Origin of the sequence: Aliiglaciecola lipolytica E3, assembly GCF_000314975.1 — a bacterium.
In the GTDB taxonomy this organism is placed as follows: Bacteria; Pseudomonadota; Gammaproteobacteria; order Enterobacterales; family Alteromonadaceae; genus Aliiglaciecola; species Aliiglaciecola lipolytica.
In genome coordinates this window covers 1-26,312 of sequence record NZ_BAEN01000020.1, presented here as the reverse complement: position 1 = coordinate 26,312, position 26,312 = coordinate 1, and the positions used below count along the sequence as shown (strand labels likewise).

The window sequence follows — 26,312 nt, the reverse complement described above, 5'->3', positions numbered from 1 at the left end:
GCTGTTATTCCGATTTATCGTCAGCGCTGATACGACTGGCTATTGCACCATCTTGATTGCGGTATTTGGCATCTGCTCGACTGCTGTACGGCTTTTCTGCAAAATCAGATAATACTTCAAAACTTATCGCGCCTATTTTCATTTTAGGCTTGAGAGCCAGAGGTAGTTTACCACTGTTGAAGAATTCTAAAACGATATTACCTGACCAGCCCGGATCAATGCGATGTGCTGTGACATGCACCATCAACCCTAAGCGCGCTAAAGATGAACGACCGTCCAACCAGCCCACAATATTGGCTGGCAAAGTAACCGATTCATAGGTAACAGCTAAGGCTAATTCACCAGGATGTAAGAAAAATGCTTTGTCATCTGGCACGTAAATCTCATCGCTCATCACCGTATTCATTGCTTCTTGCACTTGAGCTTTAGGACCACTTAAATCGATATATGGCGCTGTATGATCTTCAAATACACGAAACTTATTGCCTAAGCGAATATCTACAGTGACGCCACTGATTTCGGCATAGTCTGGCTCAGGCGCAATCACGATTTTGCCTTCTTTCATGTACTGGTAGATGTCTTTATCACATAAACGCATGAATTTTCTCTATAAGTATGTCGCTGGTGCAGCGAATCTAGATTTAATGCTTTTAATTCGCGCACATTATGATCGCCCGAGTCCTGTAGTTCAATGTTTTTCAACGATTGGAATGGATTCGTCATTTTTTAGCGTCTGATTATAAGCTAATTGTTTGGATAGATTCATTGCTGCTTGTAAATAAACAACCGATAAAGTGCTGTCGGGCTCTGCTGTTATCAACGGCCGTCCCTCATCCGCATGTTCACGAATTTGAATATCCAGTGGCAATTGTGCCAGCAGCGCTAAGGATTGTTCGGTTGCTAATTTCTGTCCGCCATCGGTAGCGAACACAAACTCTTTATGACCACATTTGCGACATTGGTAGTAGCTCATATTTTCAATAATGCCTAGCACTGGAATATTGACTTTATTAAACATAGCAATGCCTTTTTTGGCATCCGCCAGTGCAATATCTTGAGGCGTTGTCACTACAATCGCCGCCGTGAGCGGTACTTGTTGTGCCATGGTAAGTTGAATATCACCTGTACCTGGCGGCATATCAACAATGAGATAGTCTAAATCTGGCCACAAGGTTTCATTTATAATTTGCTGTAATGCTTTGCTCGCCATAGGGCCACGCCAAACCGTCGCATCGTCGCTGGGTATCAAATATCCCACCGAATTGGCTACTATGCCTTGGCAGTTGAGTGGGATCATGTGTTTGTTATCTTCGCTTTGCGGTCTGGCATCTGGATTACCCAACATTATAGGTACCGATGGTCCATAAATATCGGCATCTAAAATACCCACTTTTGCCCCTTGAGATTGTAGCGCAAATGCCATATTGACCGCAGTAGTAGACTTTCCAACGCCGCCTTTGCCAGAGGCCACAGCAATAATATTTTTAATTGACGGTATGCGATTAAGTTTCGTTTTTTTCGGTGCAATCTCACAACTCAATTTAATCCGTGTCGAATCCATGCCGAGTTCATCAATTGCGCTTACAATCACTGCAAACTCTTTTGTGCACGCAAATGGAAATCGTATAGTTAGTTCCTCACTGTTACCTTCGCAACATGCAGCGACCTGCTGTTCAGAAATAGTCAATATTTGACCAATAAGTTGAAATATTTGTTGCTTCTGCTGTTGGTTAAACAAAGTATTCGACAAAGAGAACTCCTTTTAATGGAATTTATGTAATTTTATGTTGTTTAGCTAATGCATTAAGGCTGCATTTTCGTTACCATTTGCGTCCTTTTTTCAACTAATCAAGACTCGTAATCACACATGCCAAATCAGCCACGTAAAATACTCGTCACCAGTGCCTTACCTTATGCCAATGGATCTATCCATTTAGGCCATTTACTGGAACACATTCAAACGGATATTTGGACACGATATCAACGAATGCGTGGCAACCAATGCTACAGTGTTTGCGCAGATGATGCACATGGTACGCCGGTTATGCTAAAAGCACAGGAGCTAGGCATTACACCTGAGCAAATGGTAGCGCAAACTCGCGCAGAGCATCACCAAGATTTACTCGATTTTCATATTGAATACGATAATTATTATGTTACCCATTCAGATGAAAACAAAGAATTGTGTGAAGAGATATATAACCGCTTAGATAAAGCGGGTTATATCAGCAAGCGAACTATCAGCCAATTATTCGATCCAGAAAAGAACATGTTCTTGCCAGACCGATTCATCAAAGGTACTTGCCCAAAATGTAAAGCTGAGAATCAAAATGGCGATAGCTGTGATGTGTGCAGTGCTACTTACAGCCCAACCGAGGTGATTAATCCTCGTTCGGTAGTATCAGGCGCAACACCTGTCTTAAAAGATTCAGAACACTATTTCTTTGATCTGCCTAAATTTGAAAGCATGCTCAAAGAATGGCTGGTAAGTGGAGCGCTGCAAGAAGAAATTGCTAACAAACTCAAAGAATGGTTCGAAGCAGGCTTGCAACAGTGGGACATCAGTCGCGATGCCCCTTATTTCGGTTTTGAAATTCCCGGTGCGCCGAACAAATTCTTTTATGTTTGGGTAGATGCACCTGTAGGTTATATGGCCAGCTTCAAAAACTATTGTAATCAACATAATATTGATTTTGATAGTTTCTGGAACGCGGATTCTGATGCAGAGCTTTATCACTTTATTGGTAAAGACATTACCTATTTCCACTGTTTATTCTGGCCAGCCATGTTAGAAGGTGCGGGATTACGCAAGCCAACGGGTGTAAATGTGCACGGATTTGTCACGGTAAACGGCGCAAAGATGTCTAAATCTAGCGGTACTTTTATTAAAGGAAGAACCTATCTGGATCATTTAAATCCAGAATATTTACGTTATTACTACGCTTCAAAATTAAGCGACGGTGTGACCGATATCGATCTTAATCTGGAAGATTTTGCACAGAAAGTAAACTCAGATTTAGTCGGAAAAGTAGTGAATATTGCCAGTCGTTGTGCGGGATTCATTACCAAACGTTTTGACAGCATCTTGTCAGAAAATGTGGTTGAAGCAGATTTGTTGTCACAATTTCAACGTGCGTCCAGCGATATTGCGCAAATGTACGAAGAACGCCAATACAATCGCGCGATCAGAGAAATCATGGCTTTAGCGGATAAAGCGAACCAATTTATCGATGCTCAAGCGCCTTGGGTAACGATTAAAGAAGCTGGTAAAGAACAGTTTACCCATGACGTTTGTTCTTTAGGGATTAATTTATTCCGCATTTTAGTGGTTTATCTTAAACCTGTACTCCCTAAACTCGCCGAACAAGCGGAAGGCTTTTTAAACGACAGTTTGGATTGGGACAGTGCACAGCAATATTTGACACTACACAAAATCAACAAATTTAAAGCGTTAATGCAACGAGTTGATATGGATAAGGTAAACGCGATTATCGAAGATTCAAAAGAAAACCTAGAGCCGAAAAAGATGGAAACTCAAAAGCCAGCTGATACTGATAGCCCATTGCTCAAGGATCCTATTGCAGAAACTATCAACTTTGACGACTTTGCTAAAATCGACTTACGGATTGCCAAAATAGCGAAAGCGGAACATGTGGAAGGTGCAGATAAGCTATTGCGCTTGCAGTTAGATTTAGGCGGCGAGACAAAACAAGTATTTGCAGGTATCAAATCGGCTTACCAACCAGAAGATTTAGAGGGAAAACTTACGGTAATGGTGGCAAATCTTGCACCACGTAAAATGCGCTTTGGTTTGTCTGAAGGTATGGTGTTAGCAGCAGGTCCTGGTGGTAAAGATTTGTGGATCATGGAGCCCCATGAAGGTGCTAAGCCGGGTATGAAAGTTAAATAAGCGAAACCTTAACGCCAAGAATTAAAAAGGGTTCATCTATTTCCAGATGAACCCTTTTTTGTTTGTACCTTGATGTTTAAGCATTAAACGTCTGACACTAAACCGTCAATTTTATTGATTAAATCAGTACTGGCTTTTTCCATATTATTTAGCGCTTCTAATATATTGTTATCAATGTTATCACCGGCTTTTTCAAGTACGGTCCTAGCCGCGTCATAAACTTTTTGATTAGCTTGCTCTACACCACGAATACCAGACATATTGCCTTCATTTCCAAGGGTGTTAATCCAAGTGTGTAATTCTGATGAACTTGGGTCACCAATAACACTAGAAGAGCGTTCACCATTACCAATTAAGCCGCTATAAACTAGTCCTTTCATTCCCATATGATCAATTTGAGAGTTCACTAAAGCCGTACGTGTAGCTGAATCTCTAATGGTTTTAGCCATTGATGTAGAAATCGTCAATACTTGACTGACTTTGTCTTTTACTTCGCGAGTTTTCACTACTAAGTTTTTGGATTGTGATGACACTTCATTGATATTTGATTCAATGTTCCGAGTCCCTTCTTCGATTTTCTCAACAAGGTTGTTGATCTCTTGTGTAGATTCAGACGATCGCATTGCAAGGTTACGCACTTCTTCAGCTACTACTGCGAAACCTCGACCACTCTCACCTGCCCTTGCTGCTTCAATTGCCGCATTGAGGGCTAGCAAGTTAGTTTGTTCTGCAATGGAGTTAATTACCCCCACGAAACTACTAATGCTACTAGCAAGTCCCGACAATTCGCCGGCATGAGTAACTCCTTTCGCAGCCATATCGTCGATTTTCGTCAATCCGTTTACCGCTTCATCAAGCATTTCCGAGGAACCCGAAAATAAATCCGTGGCACTATTCACTTTGCTACTTTCAGCCGTTAATGTGGCGGCAGTATGGTTAAGTGCGTTTTTGACTGTATTCAGCGACCGTTGTCCATCAAGCATCACCTCTGCAACAATTTGTACTTCTGAGTTTTCTGTACTTTGCTGACTCGCCTCTTGATGTAATATAGCAACCTGCTGCTGCAATTCTTCGACTTGTTGATGCAAAGATTTATTTTCTTCTGTCAACTCGCGTATTTTCTGTTGATCTTCTTCGTTTACTCTTTTAAAAAACATGGATTTAGCCCCAGATATAAAACCTAACAATTTCGCTTAAAGCAAATAATCGATTAGCTACCAATAAGTTATCGACTATATTTAGGATCACGACAAACTTTTTTTGAGAAAGTTGACGTTTTATTTTGCATCGAAGTGCGAGCACTGGCACCAACAGTTGAAAATTTTGGCGAAGGCTTCCATTTCGGTTTCACTAATGATAGTGGAATTACACGCTTTTTCGCGACTATTACGTAAATACTGGAAAAAATAGGCAAGTATTTTCGACATAATCTTTCTACACTAGAAAAAATGCGTGTTTTGCGCTTAAACAGCAGACTAGAAAACACCAATTGGTGTTGCTCAATCGTTTCAAAGCCCAATAAATGCAACCAATCATTAATCCTCATACTACTAAAAAAGCGTGCTTCTCGTAGTATTTTGTTAGATTTGAAAGGCAAGTATCTGAATATTCCAGCCAAACTAAATGGATTAAATCCGACAATGACTACATGCCCATTTGGGATTAAGATTCTGTCTACTTCTCTAAGTATTTGATGAGGGTCTCTGGAAAAATCGAGTTCATGAGCTAATAGAAATGCGTCAACACTATTTTCACTAAACGGTAATTCATGAGCGTCAGCGATGACCTGAGAAGCCCCCTTTTGTTGCGGTTCATCTGCACACTGTTTAGACACTACATTGACTACATGTTTGATCGCACATTCAGGTAACTCTATCTGTCCGCTTAAACAGCCTAATTTCACCAAATGATAGCCAAAAAAGCGTCGACTACAGACTTCTAAACTCGTTTCCACATGTTGCTTCATGTCGTTACCGACCGGCAGCGCTTGCCATGACATGGGATATAAGGGTTTTTTAGGGCTAAAAGCGGGCTTCATACTGTCCAAATAATTGCGCTGATATCAACAACTTCTTATAGTACAACAATAGTGATGCGACACAAGCAAGGTAATTATGAGTGACAAAAAAGGTTCGAATGAAAATTTAACGGTTTTCCCAATCCCGGCATTTACCGATAACTACATTTGGTGCATCCACAATGGCGATGCGTGTTGGGTAGTAGATCCTGGCGAAGCTAAACCAGTCTTAGAGTTCATACAAGCAAACAATCTGCGATTAACCGGTATTTTGGTAACGCATCATCATTATGATCATACGGACGGTATTTTACCATTATTAGCGCAAGTTCCTGGGATTCCCGTTCTTGGCCCAGAATATGGTAATATCAAAGGACTAACGGATAAGTTAATTGAAGGAAGTAGAGTAAAGCTTGCCAATTTAGGCTTGGAATTGGAGGTCTTGGAAGTTCCAGGACATACTTTAGATCATATCGCTTTTTACGGGGAAAACATGTTGTTTTGCGGAGATACCATGTTTTCAGCTGGCTGCGGCAGGCTTTTTGAAGGCACGCCACAACAAATGCATGAATCTTTGGGGAAATTAATGAAACTCCCAGCGCAAACGAAGGTCTATTGTACCCACGAATATACGTTAGCGAATGTGAACTTTGCTCTACAGGTAGAGCCACACAATAAGGCATTACAAGCATACTCTTATTGGGCTAATGAACAACGAAGCCAAGGGAAACCCACCCTGCCTTCGAATATAGAACAACAAAAAGCGATAAATCCGTTTTTACGTGCGCAACAGGATGAAATAAAACACAATGCAGAAGAATTTGTTGGCAAGAAGTTATCCAACGAAACAGATGTTTTTGCTGCAGTCAGGCAGTGGAAAGACAATTTTTAGTAGGACTAATGACAAACAACGCTCAAGCTTTTTCAACACAGCAATGAAAATCAGCGCATTTTCAATGCTAGTTTTTGTTACCGGTTGCCAAACATTTATGGCGGATTCTCGTGCAGAAACCGAAACCGAACAAGAGCAACTAATAGCTGAGCAAATTACCAATACCTGCGAACAAGATCATGAACTAGCAGAAGAACTATTTGATTGTACGTCAGCCCAACAAGGCACAATCCCAGTCAAACACCCCACCGACATCGTTGAAATAACAGTTGAGCCAGACAATTATGTCGAGTTACCAGAAGACCAAATACCACAAAGTATAGAAAGTCCTGAAATCATTGAAAATTTATGGCATAGAATCCAAAGTCAACTGACATTCAGTGTACCGGACAACTCTCGTGTTGCAGCGCAAAAAAATTGGTACTTGAAGCATCCAAGGTATATGGAACGCGTTGCCGTTCGCGCTAAACCGTTCATGCATTATATTGTTGAACAAATGGAACAAAACCAGTTGCCCCTAGAACTAACTTTACTTCCTATCGTAGAAAGTGCGTTTGACCCATTTGCGTATTCACATGGCAGGGCTGCCGGTATGTGGCAGTTTATTCCTGGCACAGGAAAACGTTTTGGCATGAAACAAACCTGGTGGTATGACGGTCGCCGAGATGTTGTGGCTTCTACGGAAGGTGCGATTGCCTATTTAAAATATCTAAACAACATGTTTGATGGTGATTGGTTGCACGCGTTAGCCGCATATAATTCGGGCGAAGGTAGAGTAAGAAGCGCTATCAGACGAAATAAAAAAGCAGGAAAACCGACAGATTTTTGGTCGCTAGATTTACCCAGAGAAACGCGAGCTTATGTGCCTAAGCTCTTAGCATTGAGTAGCATTTTAAAAGAAGCTGAGCGTGACAAAATAGCTTGGCCTGCCATTCCCAATAAAGCATTTGTCAAAGTAGTGGATGTTGAATCGCAAATAGATTTGGCGTTAGCTGCTGACTTGGCCGGATTGAGCTTAAAAGAATTACATTCGCTAAATGCTGGCTTCAATCGCTGGGCAACAGATCCCGATGGTCCACACAGACTATTAATTCCTGCTGAGAGTGTCGAAAAGTTCGAATTAGCATTGACTACCATTGAAGAAAAAGATCGACTCAACTGGGTACGACATAAAATTAAAAGCGGTGATAGTCTGCTAAAACTCGCAAAACAATATCACACTACCGTTGACGTCATTCAAGCCGTTAATGATATGCAAGGCAATATGATCCGTATTGGCGATTACATTTTAGTGCCTGTTTCACTAAAGTCGCTGGAAACCTATTCACTTTCACAAGAGCAACGATTAGCAACAACCCAATCCACACAGCGTGGCGCTTATTCACTCAGCCATAAAGTTCAATCGGGTGATACGTTCTGGGATTTGAGCCGTAAATACAACGTAAACCTACGTAGCCTTGCGAAATGGAATGGCATGGCTCCGACTGACCCACTTCTTCCCGGCAAGGATTTAGTCATTTGGGTGAATCAAGTTTCGGATTCTCAGCGCAAAGATGCGGTAATGCGAACACTGACGTATACAGTGAAAAAAGGTGATTCTTTAGCTCGAATTGCGAATAAGTTTAAAGTGAAACTTGTAGATCTAAAACGCTGGAACCAGGACAAATTAGACAAGTATTTGCAACCAGGTCAAAAACTTAAAGTTTATGTGGATGTCACACGTACTTAGGTTAACAACCATAAAGTCGTTTCAAGGAATGCATTATGCTCGGTTTCAACCGCAGTAATCTAAACAAAAGCCACGAAGGGCCTTGGCTATTGCTAGATTTAGTAATGCTTGGCCTGCTGATTATCAATCTGGTTTGGATTATTTTTGATTCTTTGTATGCTACGGAGATTTTTCAGCAGGGCTTAGGATATATTTCAGAATCGATTGTCACCGCCTACGCCCCTGTCCACAAAAACTTTTTATTAATTGATTTAGTGTTTGTCGCAATATTTTTAAGCGAGTTTTGCTTACGCTGGACTGTTGCAATCATAAAAAAAACCTATATTCGCTGGTATTTTTTCCCGTTTATTCATTGGTATGACTTGGTGGGATGCATTCCCCTAGGTGCTGCGCGGATCTTCCGCTTTTTGCGTATTTTTTCTATTCTACATAGGTTACATAAATACGAAATTATCGATTTACGGAGAACAGCATTATTCCGGTTTATTGTTTTTTATTACGATGTGTTTGTTGAAGAGCTGTCAGACAGAATTGTCGTAAAAGTACTTAGTGACGCGCAAAAAGACATTGCCGCAGGCTCGCCGCTGATAGAGGACATAAGTCGTAATGTAATTGCCACTAGACTCCCGGTATTATCTAGCTGGACCGCTTCTGTACTTAGCCATATCGGTGAGTCTATTGAACACAATGAACATGGAAAATCAGTACGACAGCATGTTAGTCAAAGTGTTGGCAAAGCTGTCCGAGGCAATCCACATATTTCAACCTTGAAATTGGTCCCAGTATTAGGATCAACAATTGAGCGCACGTTTGAATCAGCAATTACCGACATAGTCACCCAATCCGTGGTTAACCTGCTCAAGGACATGACACCGGAAAAAATTGATGATTTTGTTGAGCATGGCTTCGGGCGTTTTTCTAGCGAAGATGAAGCATTGGATGACGAAGTGTTATCTGTGGTTAATGAATGTATTGAGCTGATTAAAAAACACGTATCCCAACAACGTTGGAAATCAGAGTTGGATCAAGATAAAACGATTATTTCTGATGTGCTCGAAGAGGTTGATCCGCAACAACCTCCCAAATTGTAGTATGGCAAAGATTCTTCATAGGCTTAAGCCCATGCTACACCTGTAGGCGGGGATTTATCCCCGCGAATCACGGCACGAATTAACCTAAAAACTAATTTTTACGCCAAGTTGTGCCATTTGCACCATCTTCCAAAACAACGCCCATCGCGGTCAACGCGTCACGAGCAGCATCGGCTGCGATCCAATCTTTGTCTGCTCTGGCATCATTTCGTGCTTTTATTAAGCCCTCAATGACTGACACTTCATCGCTTTCAACTATACCACCTTGTAAGTAAGCGTTGGGATCCAACTGCAAGAAGCCTAGAATTGCACCTAATTTTAATAAAATCCCAGCTAAATCAGATTTTTCTTGCCCATGACTTTTGTTGATATCTTTGACTAAATCAAACATCACTGCAAAGGCTTCTGGTGTATTAAAATCATCGTCCATTGCTGATTCAAAACGTTGTAAATAATCCCCTTGTTGCATATCGACGTCAAAGTTGGGCTGGCTATCACGCAGCGCAGTATACAACCTTTCCAATGCCGACTTCGCCTGCTTAATATTTTCTTCAGAATAGCTCAGTTGACTACGATAGTGAGCTGACATTAAAAAATACCGCAACGTTTCCGCATCATAATCTTTAAGCACGTCACGCAATGTAAAGAAGTTACCAAGGGATTTGGACATCTTTTCCTGATCCACTTGCACCATCCCAGTGTGAATCCAATAATTCACGTAAGGAGTGTCAAATGCACAGCAAGATTGCGCTACTTCGTTTTCATGATGTGGAAAAATTAAATCAGATCCTCCACCGTGGATATCAAAGTGTGTACCTAGATGTTTGCTGTTCATGGCGGAACACTCGATATGCCATCCTGGACGGCCTTCACCCCATGGTGACTCCCAATAAGGTTCGCCAGGCTTAACCGTTTTCCATAACACAAAATCTAACGGATCAGTTTTGTCGCTAGACACTTCGACTCGTTCTCCAGCGTTCAACTGCTCTAGATCTTGTTTACTCAGTTTTCCGTATTGGTCATAGGTGCTCACATCAAACAACACATCACCGCTGGGCGCTTGATAGGCGTGTCCTTTGCTAATTAGGCGTTGAATAACATCAATAATTTCAGGTATATGCGTTGTTACCCGAGGCTCAATATCAGGTTCAAGCAAATTAATCGCCGCGAAATCTTCATGCATAAGTGCAATGGTGCGCTGGGTTAATTGTTCAGCCGTTTCACCGTTCTGATTAGCTCGCTGGATTATTTTGTCATCGACGTCGGTAATGTTTCGCACGTAATTTACGTCAAACCCTTTGTGTCGCAAGTAGCGCACCATCAAATCAAAACTAAGATAAGTGCGAGCGTGGCCCATATGACAGACGTCATACACCGTAATACCGCAGACGTACAACCCCACTTTTCCAGCCACAAGGGGCTTAAAAGTCTCTTTTTGTCGAGTAAGGGTGTTGTATATTTGTTGCATTAGAATGTATCCATTGGTTATCTTAAAAATAGTTGCGCGATTCTAGCATCGACACAAGACGACATAAACTAGCGTATTAGCAAAAGTTGACGGTTATTTTTCCAAAATTACTGCAAGTGCTGAATTATTTTTGTGATTGCGGTACACTGCTGCGCTTAAATATCTCAAAAACTATTATTTTATCCACAGGAACCCTTGATGGTAAAACTACATACAAACTATGGCGTAATCGTACTTAACCTTTTTGAAGATAAAGCCCCAAAGACGGTTGAGAACTTTTTAAGCTATGTAAAAGATGGATTTTACAACAACACAATCTTTCATCGTGTCATAGATGGATTTATGATCCAGGGCGGCGGATTTGAGCCAGGTATGGATCAAAAAAACCCGAATGAGCCAATTCAAAATGAAGCTAACAATGGCGTTGCCAACAACACTGGCACTATTGCTATGGCACGTACGAATGACCCACATTCAGCGACGGCACAATTTTTTATAAATCTAAAAGACAATAGTTTTCTAAACTTCCGCAGTGAGTCAATGGAAGGATGGGGTTATTGTGCATTTGGTGAAGTGGTTGAAGGCATGGATATCGTTAACAAAATAAAGGGTGTGAAAACTTCTCGCCACGGTATGCATGATGACGTTCCAGTTGAAGACGTCATTATTCAAAAAGCTGAAATAATTGACTAAAAAACCTAAAAAGGCTGATTTTCATCAGCCTTTTTTGATTATCTGATGAATCCATTTACTTATTTTATTGCCGACCTGCATTTAAGTGCACAGCGTCCGGACATTACTGAATGTCTGGCCAATTTTCTGGCTGGAGAAGCATTAGGTGCAGACGCTTTGTATGTACTCGGTGATCTTTTTGAATATTGGATTGGTGATGACGATAACAGTCAATTTAACCAGCATGTCGCAGCGTTATTTAAGCAGTTTTCACAAACAGGCGTGCCTGTTTATTTCATTCACGGTAATCGCGACTTCCTCATTCGAGAAAAATTTGCTCATAAAGCCGGGATGACTATTCTCAACGAACAACATGTCATCGACTTATACGGTACTCCTACTCTAATTATGCATGGGGATGAACTTTGTACCTTGGACGTGGCCTACCAAAAGTTTCGCAGAAAAGCGCGTAGTTGGTGGTGGCCCAAAATGATTTTAGCTTTGCCACTTTGGTTACGCAGAAGATTAGCGCAAAAGGGTCGAGAAACTAGCCAGCAAAACCAACAGAAACTGAGCATGGAAATAATGGATGTTACGCCATCTGAAGTTGTCAATTACATGCAAAAGTTTGAAGTTCAACAAATGATCCATGGACATACGCATCGACCCGCCATTCATCAATTAGTCGCTAATAATAAAGCTGCAATTAGAATAGTTTTGGGTGACTGGTATGATCAAGGAAGTATGCTAAAGATAACTCCTAAGTCTATCGATCTGCTCAGTGCAAAACTTTAACCTAAGTATTTCCCGATTAAACTTTTCACTAATTTCATTTTATTAAAAATTCAGTGTCTCCTATTATTAGTCTTCGATCGTCATTACTTTGAGAACGGCAAATAACTGTCATTTTCTTATCCATTAATTTCAAAAGGAAAACTTATGAATGACTATATGTTGATTTACAAAGGTGGAAACAAAGACTGGATGACCGAAACAAGCCCCGAAGAAATGGCGGAAGTAATGGGCAAATGGGGTCAATGGATGGGGCAACTTGAACAAAAGGGCCAACTAGCATCAGGTGGCTCTCCTCTTAATTATGAAGGCAAGCGCTTAACGGGTGACGGCATGGTGACCGATGTCTCATTGGCTGAAATTAAAGAGTTAGTAACAGGTTATAGTATTGTGCGCGCTGAAAGTATGGATGAAGCCGTTCATATCGCCAAAGATTGCCCTATTTTTCTATATCCCGACATCACTGTTGAAATTAGAGAAGTGGCGCAAATCGAATAATTAAGAGTGCATTTTAGTCTAGGTTGCACCCGTAGGCGGGGATTTATCCCCGCGAATCACGGTTGAACACTGTTTGTAACTGCGCCATGGGCCGAAGCCCATGCTACAATTGTAGGAGGGGGATTTATCCCCGCGGATTATTCCGATTTACTCCTCTTCGTCATGGGCTGAAGACCATGCTAATTCTGTAGGTGGGGATTTATCCCCGCAGATTATTCTAATTTACTCCCCCTGCTCCATGGGCTGAAGCCCATGCTACATCTGAAGGAAGGGATTTATCCCGCGGATTATTCCGATTTATTCCCCTACTCCAGGGGCTGAAGCCCATGCTACATTTTAATTAGCCAATAACCTTTGAATTTGCGACATCATCAGGTTTTGCTCGTGTTGCTCCCCACCTTTTAGATTAGCTTGTTTTGCCAACGCCCAAGCTTGAGTGGCGTTGCCTTTCAATGCTTGTAAATGAGCCAACGTCGCTAACGGTAAATGGGAATACTTAAAAACTGGGTCTTGTTTCAAAAAAGTTACTAGTGCTATAGCTTCTTCTATGTTGCCACAATATCCTTTTGCGACAGCTAAATTAAGTTGAGTTACAGGTGAGGCTGTTATGGTAAAGAGCTGTTGGTACAATGAATGAATCGCATGCCAAGGTGTAGTTGCGAAGGTTTTTGCCAAACAATGAATTTGCGCTATTTGCGCTTCGACATAAAAACGTCCGGTACCTAACTTGGTTAACTTGTTAGCCAAATCAAGTAAAGCGGTTCCTCTATGAATATAATCTTTATCCCAAATAGAACGATCTTGTAAATCTATAGGAATGGGTAGTCCACTATCATCCAACTTACTTTTTGCTCGTGCGCTATGAAAATACATCAATGCCAATAAAGCAAAGGTATCTTGATTTGGTATCTGACTTTCATCAATAAGTAAGTCGGTTAATCCCATCGCCTCTTTGCATAACATTAAATCTACAGAAGTTTGCCTTTTCGTAGAATGAAATCCGGCATTAAATAAAAGATATAACGCTGTATGAACATGATCCAATGCGCGTGGCAACTCGTCTTCTGATGGAATAACAAATTGATATTCCTTAAGCTTTTGACGTGTGCGTAGTAAACGCTTTTTAACTGTGGTTTGCTGTATAAATAAAGCTTTAGCTATTGCCTGAACACTCAAACCACATAAATGTTTGAGCATAAAAGGTAAACGATTTTCAGCTGCGATATGTGGGTGACAACACATAAACAACATGCGTAATTGATCATCTTTAATTCTCTGTTCTGTGAATTCCAGTTCCATCGTATTGGTGGCTGTCCATTCACTTTCCAAAAAATGCGTAATATCTTGAGCATACTTTCGTTGAGTTCGGGTATGACGAATACAATCTAACGCTTTATGTTTAGCCGTTTGCATTAGCCATGCTTGTGGATTGGATGGTACTCCTGAGGTTTGCCAACTTATTAACGCTTTGCAAAAAGCTTCTTGTAAAACATCCTCTGCCAAATCCAAATTATGCGCACCAAAAACTCTCACAAGTACGGCTAAAATCCGTGGACTTTGATGACGTTGCAGCTCTGAAATAAGCTGTTCACATGATGTCATTTTAACCATTGATCATAAAATGTAGCCAAGAGTGATTGCTCAAGTTTACGAAAAATTATGGCTGAATGTAATCAACATTGGGCATATCGATCACCAAAATAGTTTAATTTTCCATCATCATTAGACAATCTACGCAAATATCCTGCCGTTTGTCTGAGAAAAGTGTAATTTCCGTTCATTTATAGGTAAAGTGCCCGAGTGTAATTGTTTTACCCTACAAAATAATTTAATAACGTTGAACGAAGATGCAAAATCTGAAGTTTGACTAACGCGTTTCAACTTGCTTCACGTTTTAACGTTAGCACTGGGAAACGACAGATAGAGGATCCATGAAAAAAACACTTTTAGCAATTAGTATCACTAGCGTTTTCGTATTAAACGCCTGTAACCAACCTTCAGAACCAAGCGCAAAACAAGAAACAACCACGATTGAAACACAAGCGGCAAAAGCTGAATTAGGTAGCTTTGGTATTGAGTTAGATGCCAGAGATGAAAGCGTAAAGCCCGGAGATGATTTTTTCCGATACGCCGGCGGCACTTGGTATGACAATTTTGTTATTCCAAGCGACAAAGTACGTTATGGTGCGTTTACCAAGCTTGCAGAACGCAGCGAAAAGCAAATCAAAACAATAATTGACGATATTGCAAACGGTACAAATTTAACTCCTGAAGAACAACTAGTCGCAGACTTTTATCGCGCTTATATGGATACACAAAGCGCGAATGAAAAAGGTATAACTCCTATATCTCCAGTGTTAGACAGCATTAATAATATCTCAGATAAAACCGAGTTAACTGCTGCATTCGGACGCGCATGGGTTGATGGTTCAGCCAGCCCGATTAATGGTGGAATGTGGTTCAACCGACTAAATCCTGATCAATATCAATTGACAGTTGGTGTAGGTGGAATTGGCTTACCTGATCGCGCTTATTATTTAGAAGATACCGAGCGTTTTACTAAGATTCGTGCAGCTTATGTGGCACACATTGAAGAAATGTTAAATTTTGCAGGGGTAGAAAATGCCGCTGACAAAGCCAAAAATATTTTAGCATTGGAAACAAAAATTGCAGAAGTTCAATGGCCGCGTGAAAAGCGTCGTGATCGTGATTTAACCTTAAATCAAATACCGCGAGAGGAACTAAAAAGCACATATCCAGGATTTGATTGGGATACTTATTTCGCAGAAACGGGTTATGCTATCCCTCACCTAAACGTCTCACAACCTGAACCAATTAGAAACGTTATTGCAATAATCGATAGTAAGTCACTTTCAACCTGGAAAGACTATTTAACTTACCACACGATCACGAATCAAGCCGAGCTATTGTCAGACGATATTTTCAATGCAAACTTTGAGTTTTATGGCAAGATTTTGAATGGACAGCAAGAGCCACGCCCTCGTTGGAAACGAGCAATCGCTCAAATGTCGGGAACTCAATCGCTTGGGTTTGCGATTGGCAAAAGTTATGTCGAAAAGCATTTCCCTGCCAGTTCTAAAGAACAAATGGCAGAACTTGTAGAAAACCTACGTACTGCGCTAGGAGAGCGCATCGACAGCTTGGAGTGGATGGGCGAAGAAACAAAGAAAAACGCCCACGCGAAGCTTGCGTCTTTCCGACCCAAAATTGGTTATCCAGATGAATGGCAAAGCTTCGATGGCTTGGAAATAAAGTCAAACGACTTGCTTGGCAATGTTCAGCGTATTCGCAAATTTTTCCGAGCAGAAAGTGTTGCGAAAGAACTGGAAAAAACGGATCGTGAACGTTGGGGAATGTCACCACAACGTGTAAATGCTTATTACAATAGTTCCTTTAATGAAATTGTGTTTCCAGCTGCAATTCTACAACCACCGTTTTTTGATCCCAACGCTGATCCCGCGGTGAACTACGGCGGAATTGGTGCTGTAATCGGTCATGAAATGGGTCATGGTTTTGATGACCAAGGCTCAAAATCGGACGAAAATGGTATTCAACGAAATTGGTGGACCGACGAAGATAGAGCCGCTTTTGAAGCCAGAACAGATGCTTTGGCCGCACAATATGACGGTTATGAGCCTATCGATGATAATTTTGTTAATGGTCGATTGACGTTGGGTGAAAACATCGGTGACGTCGGCGGATTGGCAATGGCTTATCACGCATACAAACTAAGTCTAAATGGTAAAGAAGCCCCTGTGATTGACGGAGTTACCGGTGATCAGCGCTTCTTTTTAGCTTGGGCTCAAGTGTGGCGAGAAAAGCGCACGGAGCAAAGCTTAATGTCGCAACTTAAGTCTGATCCACACGCTCCTGCACGATATAGAACGGTTGCCCCGCGTAACCATGATGCCTGGTATAAAGCATTTGACGTCCAACCTGATGACAAGCTTTATTTGGCACCTGAACAACGAGTCCGAATTTGGTAGGATAGATCACAAAGCAGTAAGCCTTTTAGCAGGCTTACTGCTGAATTAAACCCATCACCCAAACGTTAATCCTAACGATGCAAGAACCTTTGCTTTTGCATTGATATCATTAGACGCATCCTTCACAAAATTGACCTGTTCAAGATTTTCTTGAGACGCAGCGCTCACATTTAAGATACTTTTGTTCACTTCTTGAGATACTAAAGTTTGCTGCTCTGCTGCTGTTGATATTTGAAACGCCAATCCGGATATTTCCGATATTTGCTGATACACACCTTCAATTAACTCTCTTGACTGTCTAGTGTCTGCGACACACTCAATTGCCGCATCTTTACCTTCATTCATGGATTTAGCCCATGTGAGTAACGTCGACTGAATTTCATTAATTGAGGTTTGAATTTGTTCAGTCGCTGAGTGTGTGCGACTAGATAATGCCCTAACTTCATCGGCTACAACCGCAAAGCCCCTTCCATGCTCACCTGCTCGTGCGGCTTCAATTGCCGCATTTAGCGCGAGTAAATTCGTTTGATCAGCGATTCCTTGAATTTCACTCATCACATTGCCAATTCTTTGTGCTTCTTCAGCTAACTGGCCAGAGGCATTGGCAGAACTTTCAACATCGTCAGCCAATTTTGATACTTTTTGCATCGTTTCTGTCATCGCCTTAGTGGCTTTTTCACAGCCTTGATTTGCGACTTCAATTTTCTGGGAAGTTAAAGTGACATTATTCGCAACTTCTTGAATTGATGCGCCCATTTCTTCTATTGCGGTTGAAACTTGATACACTTCAGCGGTTTCTTTTTCGACTCCCAGTGTGGCTTTTTCTGCGGCTTTCTTTAATTCGACGACGACATCATAAAGCGAAGTTGAGCTATCAATCACGCGTCCAATAATGGTACGAATGGCCCCTTCATGCATCTTACTTGGAAAATCAGCAATACTAATAACGCCTGTACCTGAAAAGACAAATCGCGAGACACTATCGTATTTTTGCTGAGATTTATTCAAATACTGATGTAGGCCAAATAGCTCTTCTTTAAAAATAAGATAAGGCAACGCAATGAGTAGCAAAGCAAAATATGGACTAGCAAATATGGTAAGTAAACAAGCGGCAATTGCTACTGCCAAGTAAATCCCCTGTTTGACCGACATGGACAATGACCATTTACTGTCTGCTTTTTCGCCGTTATTAATTTTCTTATACAAGGCCTCAGCCCGCTTGCGGTATTCAGGCTTTAAATAGCGGCGAACTGATTGAAACCCAGTTAGGTTTCCATCTTCATATACAGGCGTAACGTACGCATCGACCCAATAATACCGTCCGTCCTTACAGCGGTTTTTCACTGCTCCACGCCAAGCTTGTTTGGCCTTCAACTTGGACCATAGATCAGCGAATGCTGCTTTAGGCATGTCAGGATGACGTACTATATTGTGATTTTTTCCAACGAGTTCCTCTCTGGTAAACCCTGCAACTTCACAAAATTTATCGTTTGAATAGGTAACGACACCGCGTAAGTCTGTCACTGACACTAACTCTTCATCTGGCGCAAACGTAACTTCTTGGTCGATAAGATTTTGATTGCGTTTACCCATATAGCTCTCCATTTTATCTATTATATTTCACTGGCATCATCATATATGCTGATTTAATCCTAATACACGGATTACGATTTAACACGTCTGTGTTAAGACAAGCAGGAATTTTTAATTTCTCAAACATTTTCCCTGTTTTATTTTGATTTAACGCGAATAAGAAAAATATCCAGCGAAGTCAAAGTGAGCACTCGTTTGGATATTTCAAAAAAAGAAGTAAAACAACAATTTCTGCACTTAATTGCCAAGGGTAATAAAAAAAAGACAAGCATTAAATACTTGTCTTTGATTAAATAGTGTTTTTTATCAACAATTATTAGCTTTCACGGATTAGATAATCAAAGGCTGAAAGCGATGCTTTTGATCCTTCTCCCATGGCGATAACGATTTGTTTATAAGGCACAGTCGTTACGTCACCTGCGGCAAATATGCCCGGCTCAGATGTAGCGCACTTTTGATCAATAATCACTTCACCAAATTTGCTTAGTTCAACCACATCGTTTAAAAAAGCACTGTTGGGCACCAGTCCAATTTGCACAAACACCCCTGCTAACGATTGTTGCTTAACTTCGCCAGACGTTCGGTCTTCATATTCAAGGGCGACCACTTTGCCATTTTCGGCAATAATCTGCTTTGTCGCTGCGTGCTTTATAATAGTGATCTTGCTATTAGCCTCTGCTTTTTTCACTAACACTTTATCGGCTTTGAGTTCCGGCAAAAACTCAAACACTGTTACATGGTTGACCATTCCAGCTAAATCGAGTGCTGCTTCGATACCAGAATTACCACCTCCAATTACGGCGACATCTTTCCCTTTGAAAAAAGGTCCATCACAGTGAGGACAATAGGCTACACCAGAACCAATATTTTCTTTTTCACCTGGTACACCCAACTCTCGCCATTTCGCCCCAGTCGCGACAATCAATGATTTCGTTTCAATCACTTCACCACTAGATAAATGCACTTTTTTGGTTTTGCCTTTTTCTATCTTATCGACCCGTAAGAACTCTTTAATGGTTACTTCATAGTCGTTTAAATGCGCCAATAAATTACCGGTCAATTCGGTTCCTGTGGTTTTTGGCACAGAAATAAGGTTTTCAATACCCACAGTGTCTTTTACCTGACCACCTATACGATCAGCAATCATAGTCACGTTTAGACCTTTTCGTGCCGCGTAAATAGCGGCTGAAACACCGGCTGGTCCACCACCTATAACAGTGACATCTTGTATTGGCAGTGCTTCACTTTCGTCACCACCAACAATATACGGGTAGCGTTGAATTAATTTGTCGACCAATTGCGCGGTATCAATTTTGCCGTTAGCAAACAATTTGCCATTTAAATATACGCTTGGTACACCCTGTATATTCCTTTGCTCGATGATTTCTGGAAACAAACCGCCGTCAATCATTTCTGCATTGATAGTTTCATTCAATAATGCAAACTGGTTTAACGATTGAACGACGTCAGGGCAGTTATGGCAGCTTAACGATATAAACACTTCAAAGTGCAAATCGTCTTTGATTTTCTGCACCATGTTACTTAGTGTTTTATCTAACTTAAGCGCGGTACCAGACGACTGTAGAATCGCTAATATAAGCGAGTTAAACTCATGGCCACTTGGAATTCCCGAGAAAGAAATACCATTATTTTTGCCTTCGACTTCTAAATAGAAGCTAATAGGACTGCGTTGGTTATCATCGCGCTCAATCAAGGTCAGATTGTCTGAAACTGAGCACAACGATGTTAAAAATTCGACTAATTCTTGACGTTTTTCATGCTCACCAGTTTGGAGAACCAGTGCCACGCTGTTAGTCATATTTTCAGTGTAAGATTTTAAAGCGTTTAAAATATCGTTACTTAACATAGTGTTACCTTTAATACTGCAAATTAACTGGTGAAAAAAAGGCGGGTGGAAGTAACAACTCCCTTTTCCCGCCTGTTATAAGTGGTTAAATCTAAAGTTAGATTTTGCCTACTAGATCCAAACTAGGAGTCAATGTTTTTTGGCCTTGCTCCCAAGCTGCAGGACATACTTCACCGTCGTTGTCACGCACGTATTGAGCTGCTTTAACGTTTCGAACCATATCTTTTGCGCTACGGCCAATACCACCTGCGTGTATATGTGCTACTTGAATCACGCCGTCTGGGTCAACCAAGAAAGTGCCTCGGTGCGCCATATGATCTTCTTCAATCATCACATCAAATCCACGTGTAATTGTGCCAGTTTGGTCACCAATCATTGGGTAGTTTATTTTCCCTATCGCTTCTGATGAATCGTGCCAAGCTTTGTGTGAGAAGTGTGTGTCGGTAGAAACCGCATAAACTTCAACGCCAAGCTTTTGAAGCTCTTCGTAATGTGTGGCCATATCTTCTAGTTCAGTTGGACATACAAATGTGAAGTCAGCAGGATAAAATAAGAAGATGCCCCATTTTCCTTTTACGCTTTCTGAAGTTACTTCTACAAACTCACCGTTATGAAATGCTTGTGCTTTAAATTCTGGGATTGTTTTACCGATCTGAGCCATTTTCTATTTCCTCTTTTGTCATATTTAGCTTTATGTAAGTTTTGCTTAAAAAGCTCGTTTGCTTTCTACGGGATTCATAATAGGCTCAGAGTTAGTATTAATATATTTAATTAAATCTATACCTATATTCTATTTTTTAGAATCATCAATATGGCGTCTTTTAAGATATCTACTGATATAATGTACTTTAGTAGAATCAATTCTAATTTATGTTCAATTTTATGGAACAACAAATATGGTCTCTTTAAAGCAACTTAAATATGCTCTTGCAATCGATAAAACGCGTCATTTTAAAAAAGCAGCTGAAGCATGTAATGTTTCTCAGTCGGCACTGAGTACGGCTATTAATGAATTGGAAAAACAGCTTGGGTTGCAGGTTTTTGAACGCAATAACAAACAAGTGTTAGTTACCGCCGACGGAGAAATCATCCTAGCCAAAGCAAAGCGTATAAAAATCGAAATGGAAGAGCTTCTACAGTTAGCTCAAAGTAATAAAACCCCACTATCTAGACCAATGACACTGGGAATTATTCCGACTATTGGCCCATATATGTTGCCTAAGGTTTTACCCGAGGTTCGCAAACAATATCCCGACTTCAAACTTCAGATAATCGAAGAACAATCTCATGTGCTAGTCGATTTAGTAAGAAATGGAGAAATAGATGCGGCTATTCTTGCTTTACCCTATCCAATAGAAGGCTTAATGAGTTTTCCATTTTGGGATGAAGACTTTTATTGGGTTAGCCATAAAGATGAAAGTCCTAGTCAAATGGATGAAATCACTAGTGAGGAACTAGAAATTGAAAAGTTAATGTTATTAAAAGACGGGCATTGCTTGAAAGATCAAGCGTTGGCTGCTTGTCGATTACAAAATAAAAACCAGCAATCAAACTTTGACTCAGCCAGTTTGCATACCTTAGTGCAAATGGTAGCGGGTAAACTAGGTACAACCTTAGTTCCGCAAATGGCATTAGATCAACTAATACACAATCAATCAGAGCTACATGCTATTCATTTAAATGAGCCCGGACCGCATAGAACCATCGCGTTAATCATACGCCCCAACTATGTTAGAACTGCGGAATTAACCATATTAAAAGATATTTTTAATGCGCAACTAACTGAAAAATGCAAATAGACTTATGCATCTTCAAAAAAATGGTATATAAAATTTGATTAAAGCAAATTTCAAAAATGGGTTCTTTAGGTCATGATTGTTTGACTTTAAACATTTAAGGAAAAATATGAAAACTATCATCAACAATGTCAAAACCATCTTTGTACCTAAGAAGCAATATCAAGAATGTAATTACAAAGACAATTACTATGGAGATCAGGTTTGCACGCAGCGGTAAATAAAGTTTTAGAGGATTAATTATAAATAGCGTGTAGAATTAGAAGTAGCCTTAAAGAAACTGCTGAAGAAAGGTAAGCGTATAAACAACAACTATATAAGTTTCAGCATTAAAATAAGGAGAACTTAATGCTTGACGTATTATTCAATGGCAGCTTTATGCCTCATGGCCATTGTTTATTATGGCGCTGGGACTTGTTGTTTTTGCATGTCGCTGGTGACGCGCTTACCGCCATATCCTATGCTTTGATACCCATTGCTTTGATTCACTTAGTACATCATCGTGATGACTTGAAGTTTGATAAAATCTTTTTGCTTTTTGCAGGATTTATTGCCTTTTGTGGCATAACTCACGTAATGGGTTTAATCAATATTTGGCACGGCTATTATTATTTAGAAGGGCTAACAAAACTTACAACGGGCATTATATCGATTACCACTGCGTTCGTATTGTGGAAATTAGTACCTAAAATATTAGCTGTACCTAGTTCAGCACTATTAGAGCAACGCAACGCGGAGTTATTAAAAGCTCAGGATGAACTAAAAGAAATCAACGCAACATTAGAAGCTAAAATTGAAGAACGCACAAGAGAGCTTCATGTGCAAGCCAATACAGACCCATTAACCTCAATTAGCAATCGCAGAGCAATTCTTTGTGACCTCGAAAAAGAACTTCTACGTAGTCATCGTTATAAACTTGAATGCTCTATTCTCATGCTTGATGTGGACTATTTTAAGCAGGTAAATGATACCTACGGACACCAAGTTGGCGATGAAATATTGGTAAAAATAGCTGAGACCCTAGTTAACAGTTGTCGAACAACAGATAATGTGGGGCGCTATGGTGGGGAAGAGTTCTTAATTGTATTGCCGCAAACTGACAAACTGCAAGCTTATGAATTGGCCGAACGCATCAGGATCAACGTTGCTTCACTAACTTTTGTTCAAAAGTGGGAGCTAACCTGCAGTATAGGTGTCGCAAACCTGCTGCCGCAACAAGACATTCATCAATTTATTAAGCAAGCCGATGATGCTGTTTACAAGGCGAAAAATGCCGGTAGAAATCGCGTGGTTTGTGCGGATTAAGAGAGATAGCGATTAAACTGCTACTCCATTTTAATAAGAAATGTCTTGATCACTTTGGTTTATCATAACAGCCAAATCTCTTTTTCATCTACTTAAAAATACGGGTTTTAAGTGGAAAAATGTTTTATTGGGTTAGCTTCACTTGATTTGACTTTCCTCTTTCTTAAACGTGAGTAAACGTAAAATGCGAACATGGTTTCAGCTTAAATCCCCGTCTAGGTTTACTCTTACTTGCATTTTTTTCCTATTTTTATATATAAAACCAGCGATGGCATCAGAAACGCCAAATGCGGATGATTTATATAAACAACAAAATTACAAACAAGCATTTTCAATATACACAAAGCAGGCAAAAGCAGGTAATCCTCACGCGTACTATCAATTGGGTACTATGCATTATAATGGCCAAGGCACCGAAGCAAACTTGCTTGGGGCATTGATTTGGTTTTCTTTGGCGGCTGAATATCAAATAGACGACTCAGAAGAAGTTCTAGCACAACTACTTCAAAGCGTTGCTGACGACCAATTAGAAAAAGTGCTACAGGTAATTACGGATTTCAAGAAAAAGTATGGAAAGCAGCAGTTTCAACAAAAATATCTGCCTGTAATGATAGATGATAATAAAAACAAGAAAGTTATATTTGGAAGTGAAGGAAAACATAAAAATCAATTGGATTTAAGCGATGAGTTAGTGGATGAAGATATTAGTGATTATTTTTCTGATGACTCGTTTACAGAAGATGACATTGACGACACATTTGGCGCAGATTCATCGGATGATTTTTCTTCCTCCAATCTGTTTGACCGCCCGTACCTTGCCGTTGTTGATTATGATATAGCGGTAGATGGCTCTATTCGAAACATGAACAACATAGAATCATTTGGCCGAGTATCACAAGCGCTTTACGATTTGTCGATTACCAACATACCTACCCCTACATTCGATGGTAAGCCTGTGAGTTTTGTCAATCGTTCTTATTTAGGTGTGGCCAATTATAATATGCATAGAGTTCGTGAAGATAATAAAGAACTATATAATTGGTTAACGCGCAGAATCAAACGATTATCTAAAAGTAGTGATATTAATGACCGATTCCAATATGCGAGGACGCTTCTTCTTCTTAAATGGTTACCGCAAAAAGAAGGGCAAGCGGTCGAATTGTTGCGCTCACTCGCAGAAGAAGGTTATATAAAAGCACAATATGAATATGGTTTGTATTTATATCGAGAGCAAATCGACCTTGAACAAGCAATAAGATGGATATCGCTGGCTAGTCTGTATGGATTATCAGAGGCTCAGTATCGATTAGCCTTTATTTTGCGTACTAGTCCTTGGGTTATTACCAATGAAAAAAAATCACTCTTTTGGTTTGAGTTGGCGGCGGCTAAAAATCATGCTGGCGCAAACTTAAAAGCGGCAGAATTGAAGCTGTTAGCACAAGATAAAACCTTGCATGATTTTAAATCAGCAATCGCACACTTAAATAATATCGAATCAACCCAACAAGAAAACCCAGAGTTTCATTATTTGGTCGCTGTATCTTATCTACACGGTGAAAACAGAGACATGGTTAAGGCCATATCACACATACGTAAAGCGATATCAAAAGGCAATAGGCTAAATTGGGATGTATCTGATTGGGAAGATCAATACAAGCTGTGGACAACAGGCAAAGTTTATATAGTCGACTGATAATACCTACACTTTCGTTTGCTCTATAAGTCAGGCTGTAATTGGATGACCGCTGTGAAATTTAAAATCACTATCAAATGATGAGATTAAGTCTGCTTCGATTTCACCAAAATACGTTATTCGTTGACTTATATCTTCGCCTGCGACTTGTTGTGCTAATGACAAATAGTCTTCAAAGTGGCGAGCTTCAGAACGTAACAAAGACACATAAAACTTACTCAGATCTTCATCTAAGTACGGTGCTAGTTTAGCAAAGCGTTCGCATGAACGAGCTTCAATGTAGGCACCGCAAATTAGTTTATCTACTAAAATGGCAGGTTCGTGAGTACGTAAATGTTGCATCATGCCTTTGGCATAGCGACTAGCCGTGATGTTCTCATACTCTATTCCAAGGCTTTGCATTATTTCCAAAACTTGATAAAAGTGATGCAACTCCTCTTTAATTAATAACACCATTTTATCAATAAAATCTTGCCCAAATAGAGAGTTGCTTTTCGGTACAATTGTTTTTCGTAATTTCGAATGTTTACTTAAAGATGCCAAATTGCCTTCTTTACGATAAATATACTTTTCAAACGGTTGAAACCATTCTTGTAAAGCTTGTCCACTTTGTTTGTCAGCGGCATATTTTTTTATGAGCCACATAGCGGTCTGCCCCGCTTTTAACTCGCATATCAGATGATCTGTAAGCAACATCGGAAGATTTTCTTTCTTTACTGCTTTAGATATCCACGCATCCGGCGTATCACATTGCAAAAAGCGTTTTATGGGTTCTAACAACTTATCCAAACTATCCTAACCTTCAATTCTTATACTGTGACAAACAGCATCTAGCCGAAATTTTACAGCCCAGAATTATACCTTATTCAAACAAAAGATTAATTTAAAAACGGGTGTTTTCTAATTTTAATATAGGCTCTCTCTAAATATGGACAGCCACTCTTTTCTTTTTAACATAGACAGCCACAAACTAGACTCTGGG

At 40.3% G+C, this 26,312-nt stretch carries 21 protein-coding genes; 11 read left to right on the top strand and 10 right to left on the bottom strand.

Annotated elements, in window-relative coordinates; all coding sequences use genetic code 11:
• Positions 1-4: 4 nt before the first annotated feature.
• The gene (gene dcd, locus GLIP_RS03635; RefSeq protein ID WP_008843217.1) at positions 5-598 is read right to left on the bottom strand and encodes a dCTP deaminase; all 594 of its coding nucleotides are present in this window, start codon (positions 596-598) and stop codon (positions 5-7) included.
• 90 nt (positions 599-688) lie between these two features.
• Entirely contained in the window at positions 689-1,750 is a 1,062-nt protein-coding gene (apbC, locus tag GLIP_RS03630; protein ID WP_008843216.1) for an iron-sulfur cluster carrier protein ApbC, read from the bottom strand.
• Between the two features lie 117 nt (positions 1,751-1,867).
• Here apbC and metG point away from each other — a divergent pair, with 117 nt between their 5' ends.
• A complete protein-coding gene (gene metG, locus GLIP_RS03625; protein WP_008843215.1) occupies positions 1,868-3,910 on the top strand; it encodes a methionine--tRNA ligase in 2,043 nt (680 codons plus the stop codon).
• A gap of 83 nt (positions 3,911-3,993) precedes the next feature.
• Here metG and GLIP_RS03620 read toward each other — a convergent pair whose 3' ends face one another.
• The gene (locus GLIP_RS03620; RefSeq protein ID WP_008843214.1) at positions 3,994-5,067 is read right to left on the bottom strand and encodes a methyl-accepting chemotaxis protein; all 1,074 of its coding nucleotides are present in this window, start codon (positions 5,065-5,067) and stop codon (positions 3,994-3,996) included.
• 68 nt (positions 5,068-5,135) lie between these two features.
• Entirely contained in the window at positions 5,136-5,948 is an 813-nt protein-coding gene (locus tag GLIP_RS03615; RefSeq protein ID WP_008843213.1) for a class I SAM-dependent methyltransferase, read from the bottom strand.
• Positions 5,949-6,024: 76 nt separating this feature from the next.
• Here GLIP_RS03615 and gloB point away from each other — a divergent pair, with 76 nt between their 5' ends.
• The 3 genes from gloB to GLIP_RS03600 are packed head-to-tail and all read left to right on the top strand — an operon-like array spanning position 6,025 to position 9,639.
• Positions 6,025-6,819, top strand: a complete 795-nt coding sequence (gene gloB / locus GLIP_RS03610; RefSeq protein WP_008843212.1) for a hydroxyacylglutathione hydrolase — start codon at positions 6,025-6,027, stop codon at positions 6,817-6,819.
• A gap of 43 nt (positions 6,820-6,862) precedes the next feature.
• Positions 6,863-8,548: a LysM peptidoglycan-binding domain-containing protein gene (locus GLIP_RS03605; RefSeq protein WP_040521803.1), complete on the top strand. Its 1,686-nt coding sequence runs from the start codon at positions 6,863-6,865 to the stop codon at positions 8,546-8,548.
• Positions 8,549-8,583: 35 nt separating this feature from the next.
• Complete coding sequence (locus GLIP_RS03600; RefSeq protein WP_008843210.1) at positions 8,584-9,639, top strand: ion transporter; 1,056 nt, start codon at positions 8,584-8,586, stop codon at positions 9,637-9,639.
• Positions 9,640-9,730: 91 nt separating this feature from the next.
• On the opposite strand, the gene cysS is transcribed toward GLIP_RS03600, so the two are convergent.
• On the bottom strand, positions 9,731-11,107 hold the full coding sequence (gene cysS / locus GLIP_RS03595) for a cysteine--tRNA ligase (protein ID WP_008843209.1): 1,377 nt from the start codon (positions 11,105-11,107) through the stop codon (positions 9,731-9,733).
• Positions 11,108-11,305: 198 nt separating this feature from the next.
• Between cysS and GLIP_RS03590 the strand changes: the two genes are divergently transcribed.
• From GLIP_RS03590 to GLIP_RS03580, 3 genes are all read left to right on the top strand, one after another.
• A complete protein-coding gene (locus GLIP_RS03590; protein ID WP_008843207.1) occupies positions 11,306-11,800 on the top strand; it encodes a peptidylprolyl isomerase in 495 nt (164 codons plus the stop codon).
• Positions 11,801-11,845: 45 nt separating this feature from the next.
• On the top strand, positions 11,846-12,574 hold the full coding sequence (gene lpxH, locus GLIP_RS03585; RefSeq protein WP_008843206.1) for a UDP-2,3-diacylglucosamine diphosphatase: 729 nt from the start codon (positions 11,846-11,848) through the stop codon (positions 12,572-12,574).
• Positions 12,575-12,718: 144 nt separating this feature from the next.
• On the top strand, positions 12,719-13,069 hold the full coding sequence (locus GLIP_RS03580) for a YciI family protein (protein ID WP_008843205.1): 351 nt from the start codon (positions 12,719-12,721) through the stop codon (positions 13,067-13,069).
• Positions 13,070-13,405: 336 nt separating this feature from the next.
• Here GLIP_RS03580 and GLIP_RS03575 read toward each other — a convergent pair whose 3' ends face one another.
• Positions 13,406-14,671, bottom strand: a complete 1,266-nt coding sequence (locus tag GLIP_RS03575; RefSeq protein ID WP_008843204.1) for an RNA polymerase sigma factor — start codon at positions 14,669-14,671, stop codon at positions 13,406-13,408.
• A 329-nt stretch (positions 14,672-15,000) separates the two neighbouring features.
• Here GLIP_RS03575 and GLIP_RS03570 point away from each other — a divergent pair, with 329 nt between their 5' ends.
• Positions 15,001-17,076 carry a M13 family metallopeptidase gene (locus tag GLIP_RS03570; RefSeq protein WP_008843203.1) on the top strand — a complete coding sequence of 692 codons (2,076 nt, stop codon included), beginning with the start codon at positions 15,001-15,003 and terminating at the stop codon, positions 17,074-17,076.
• A gap of 54 nt (positions 17,077-17,130) precedes the next feature.
• On the opposite strand, the gene GLIP_RS03565 is transcribed toward GLIP_RS03570, so the two are convergent.
• The 3 genes from GLIP_RS03565 to ahpC form a co-directional block, all read right to left on the bottom strand.
• Positions 17,131-18,669: a methyl-accepting chemotaxis protein gene (locus tag GLIP_RS03565; protein WP_008843202.1), complete on the bottom strand. Its 1,539-nt coding sequence runs from the start codon at positions 18,667-18,669 to the stop codon at positions 17,131-17,133.
• Positions 18,670-18,985: 316 nt separating this feature from the next.
• Positions 18,986-20,536 (bottom strand): alkyl hydroperoxide reductase subunit F, encoded by a 1,551-nt coding sequence (ahpF, locus tag GLIP_RS03560; RefSeq protein WP_008843200.1) that lies wholly within the window; start codon positions 20,534-20,536, stop codon positions 18,986-18,988.
• 97 nt (positions 20,537-20,633) lie between these two features.
• Positions 20,634-21,197, bottom strand: coding sequence for an alkyl hydroperoxide reductase subunit C (gene ahpC / locus GLIP_RS03555; RefSeq protein WP_008843199.1), 564 nt, complete (start codon positions 21,195-21,197; stop codon positions 20,634-20,636).
• Positions 21,198-21,432: 235 nt separating this feature from the next.
• On the opposite strand from ahpC, the gene GLIP_RS03550 reads away from it, so the two are divergent.
• The 3 genes from GLIP_RS03550 to GLIP_RS03540 all read left to right on the top strand — a co-directional run bounded on the left by GLIP_RS03550 (position 21,433) and on the right by GLIP_RS03540 (position 25,330).
• Positions 21,433-22,335 carry a hydrogen peroxide-inducible genes activator gene (locus tag GLIP_RS03550; protein ID WP_008843198.1) on the top strand — a complete coding sequence of 301 codons (903 nt, stop codon included), beginning with the start codon at positions 21,433-21,435 and terminating at the stop codon, positions 22,333-22,335.
• A 345-nt stretch (positions 22,336-22,680) separates the two neighbouring features.
• Entirely contained in the window at positions 22,681-23,637 is a 957-nt protein-coding gene (locus GLIP_RS03545; RefSeq protein WP_008843197.1) for a GGDEF domain-containing protein, read from the top strand.
• Between the two features lie 268 nt (positions 23,638-23,905).
• Entirely contained in the window at positions 23,906-25,330 is a 1,425-nt protein-coding gene (locus tag GLIP_RS03540) for a tetratricopeptide repeat protein (RefSeq protein WP_008843196.1), read from the top strand.
• Between the two features lie 30 nt (positions 25,331-25,360).
• Here the strand turns inward: GLIP_RS03540 and miaE are convergent, their stop codons facing one another.
• Positions 25,361-26,119: a tRNA isopentenyl-2-thiomethyl-A-37 hydroxylase MiaE gene (gene miaE / locus GLIP_RS03535; protein ID WP_008843195.1), complete on the bottom strand. Its 759-nt coding sequence runs from the start codon at positions 26,117-26,119 to the stop codon at positions 25,361-25,363.
• Positions 26,120-26,312 lie beyond the last annotated feature (193 nt).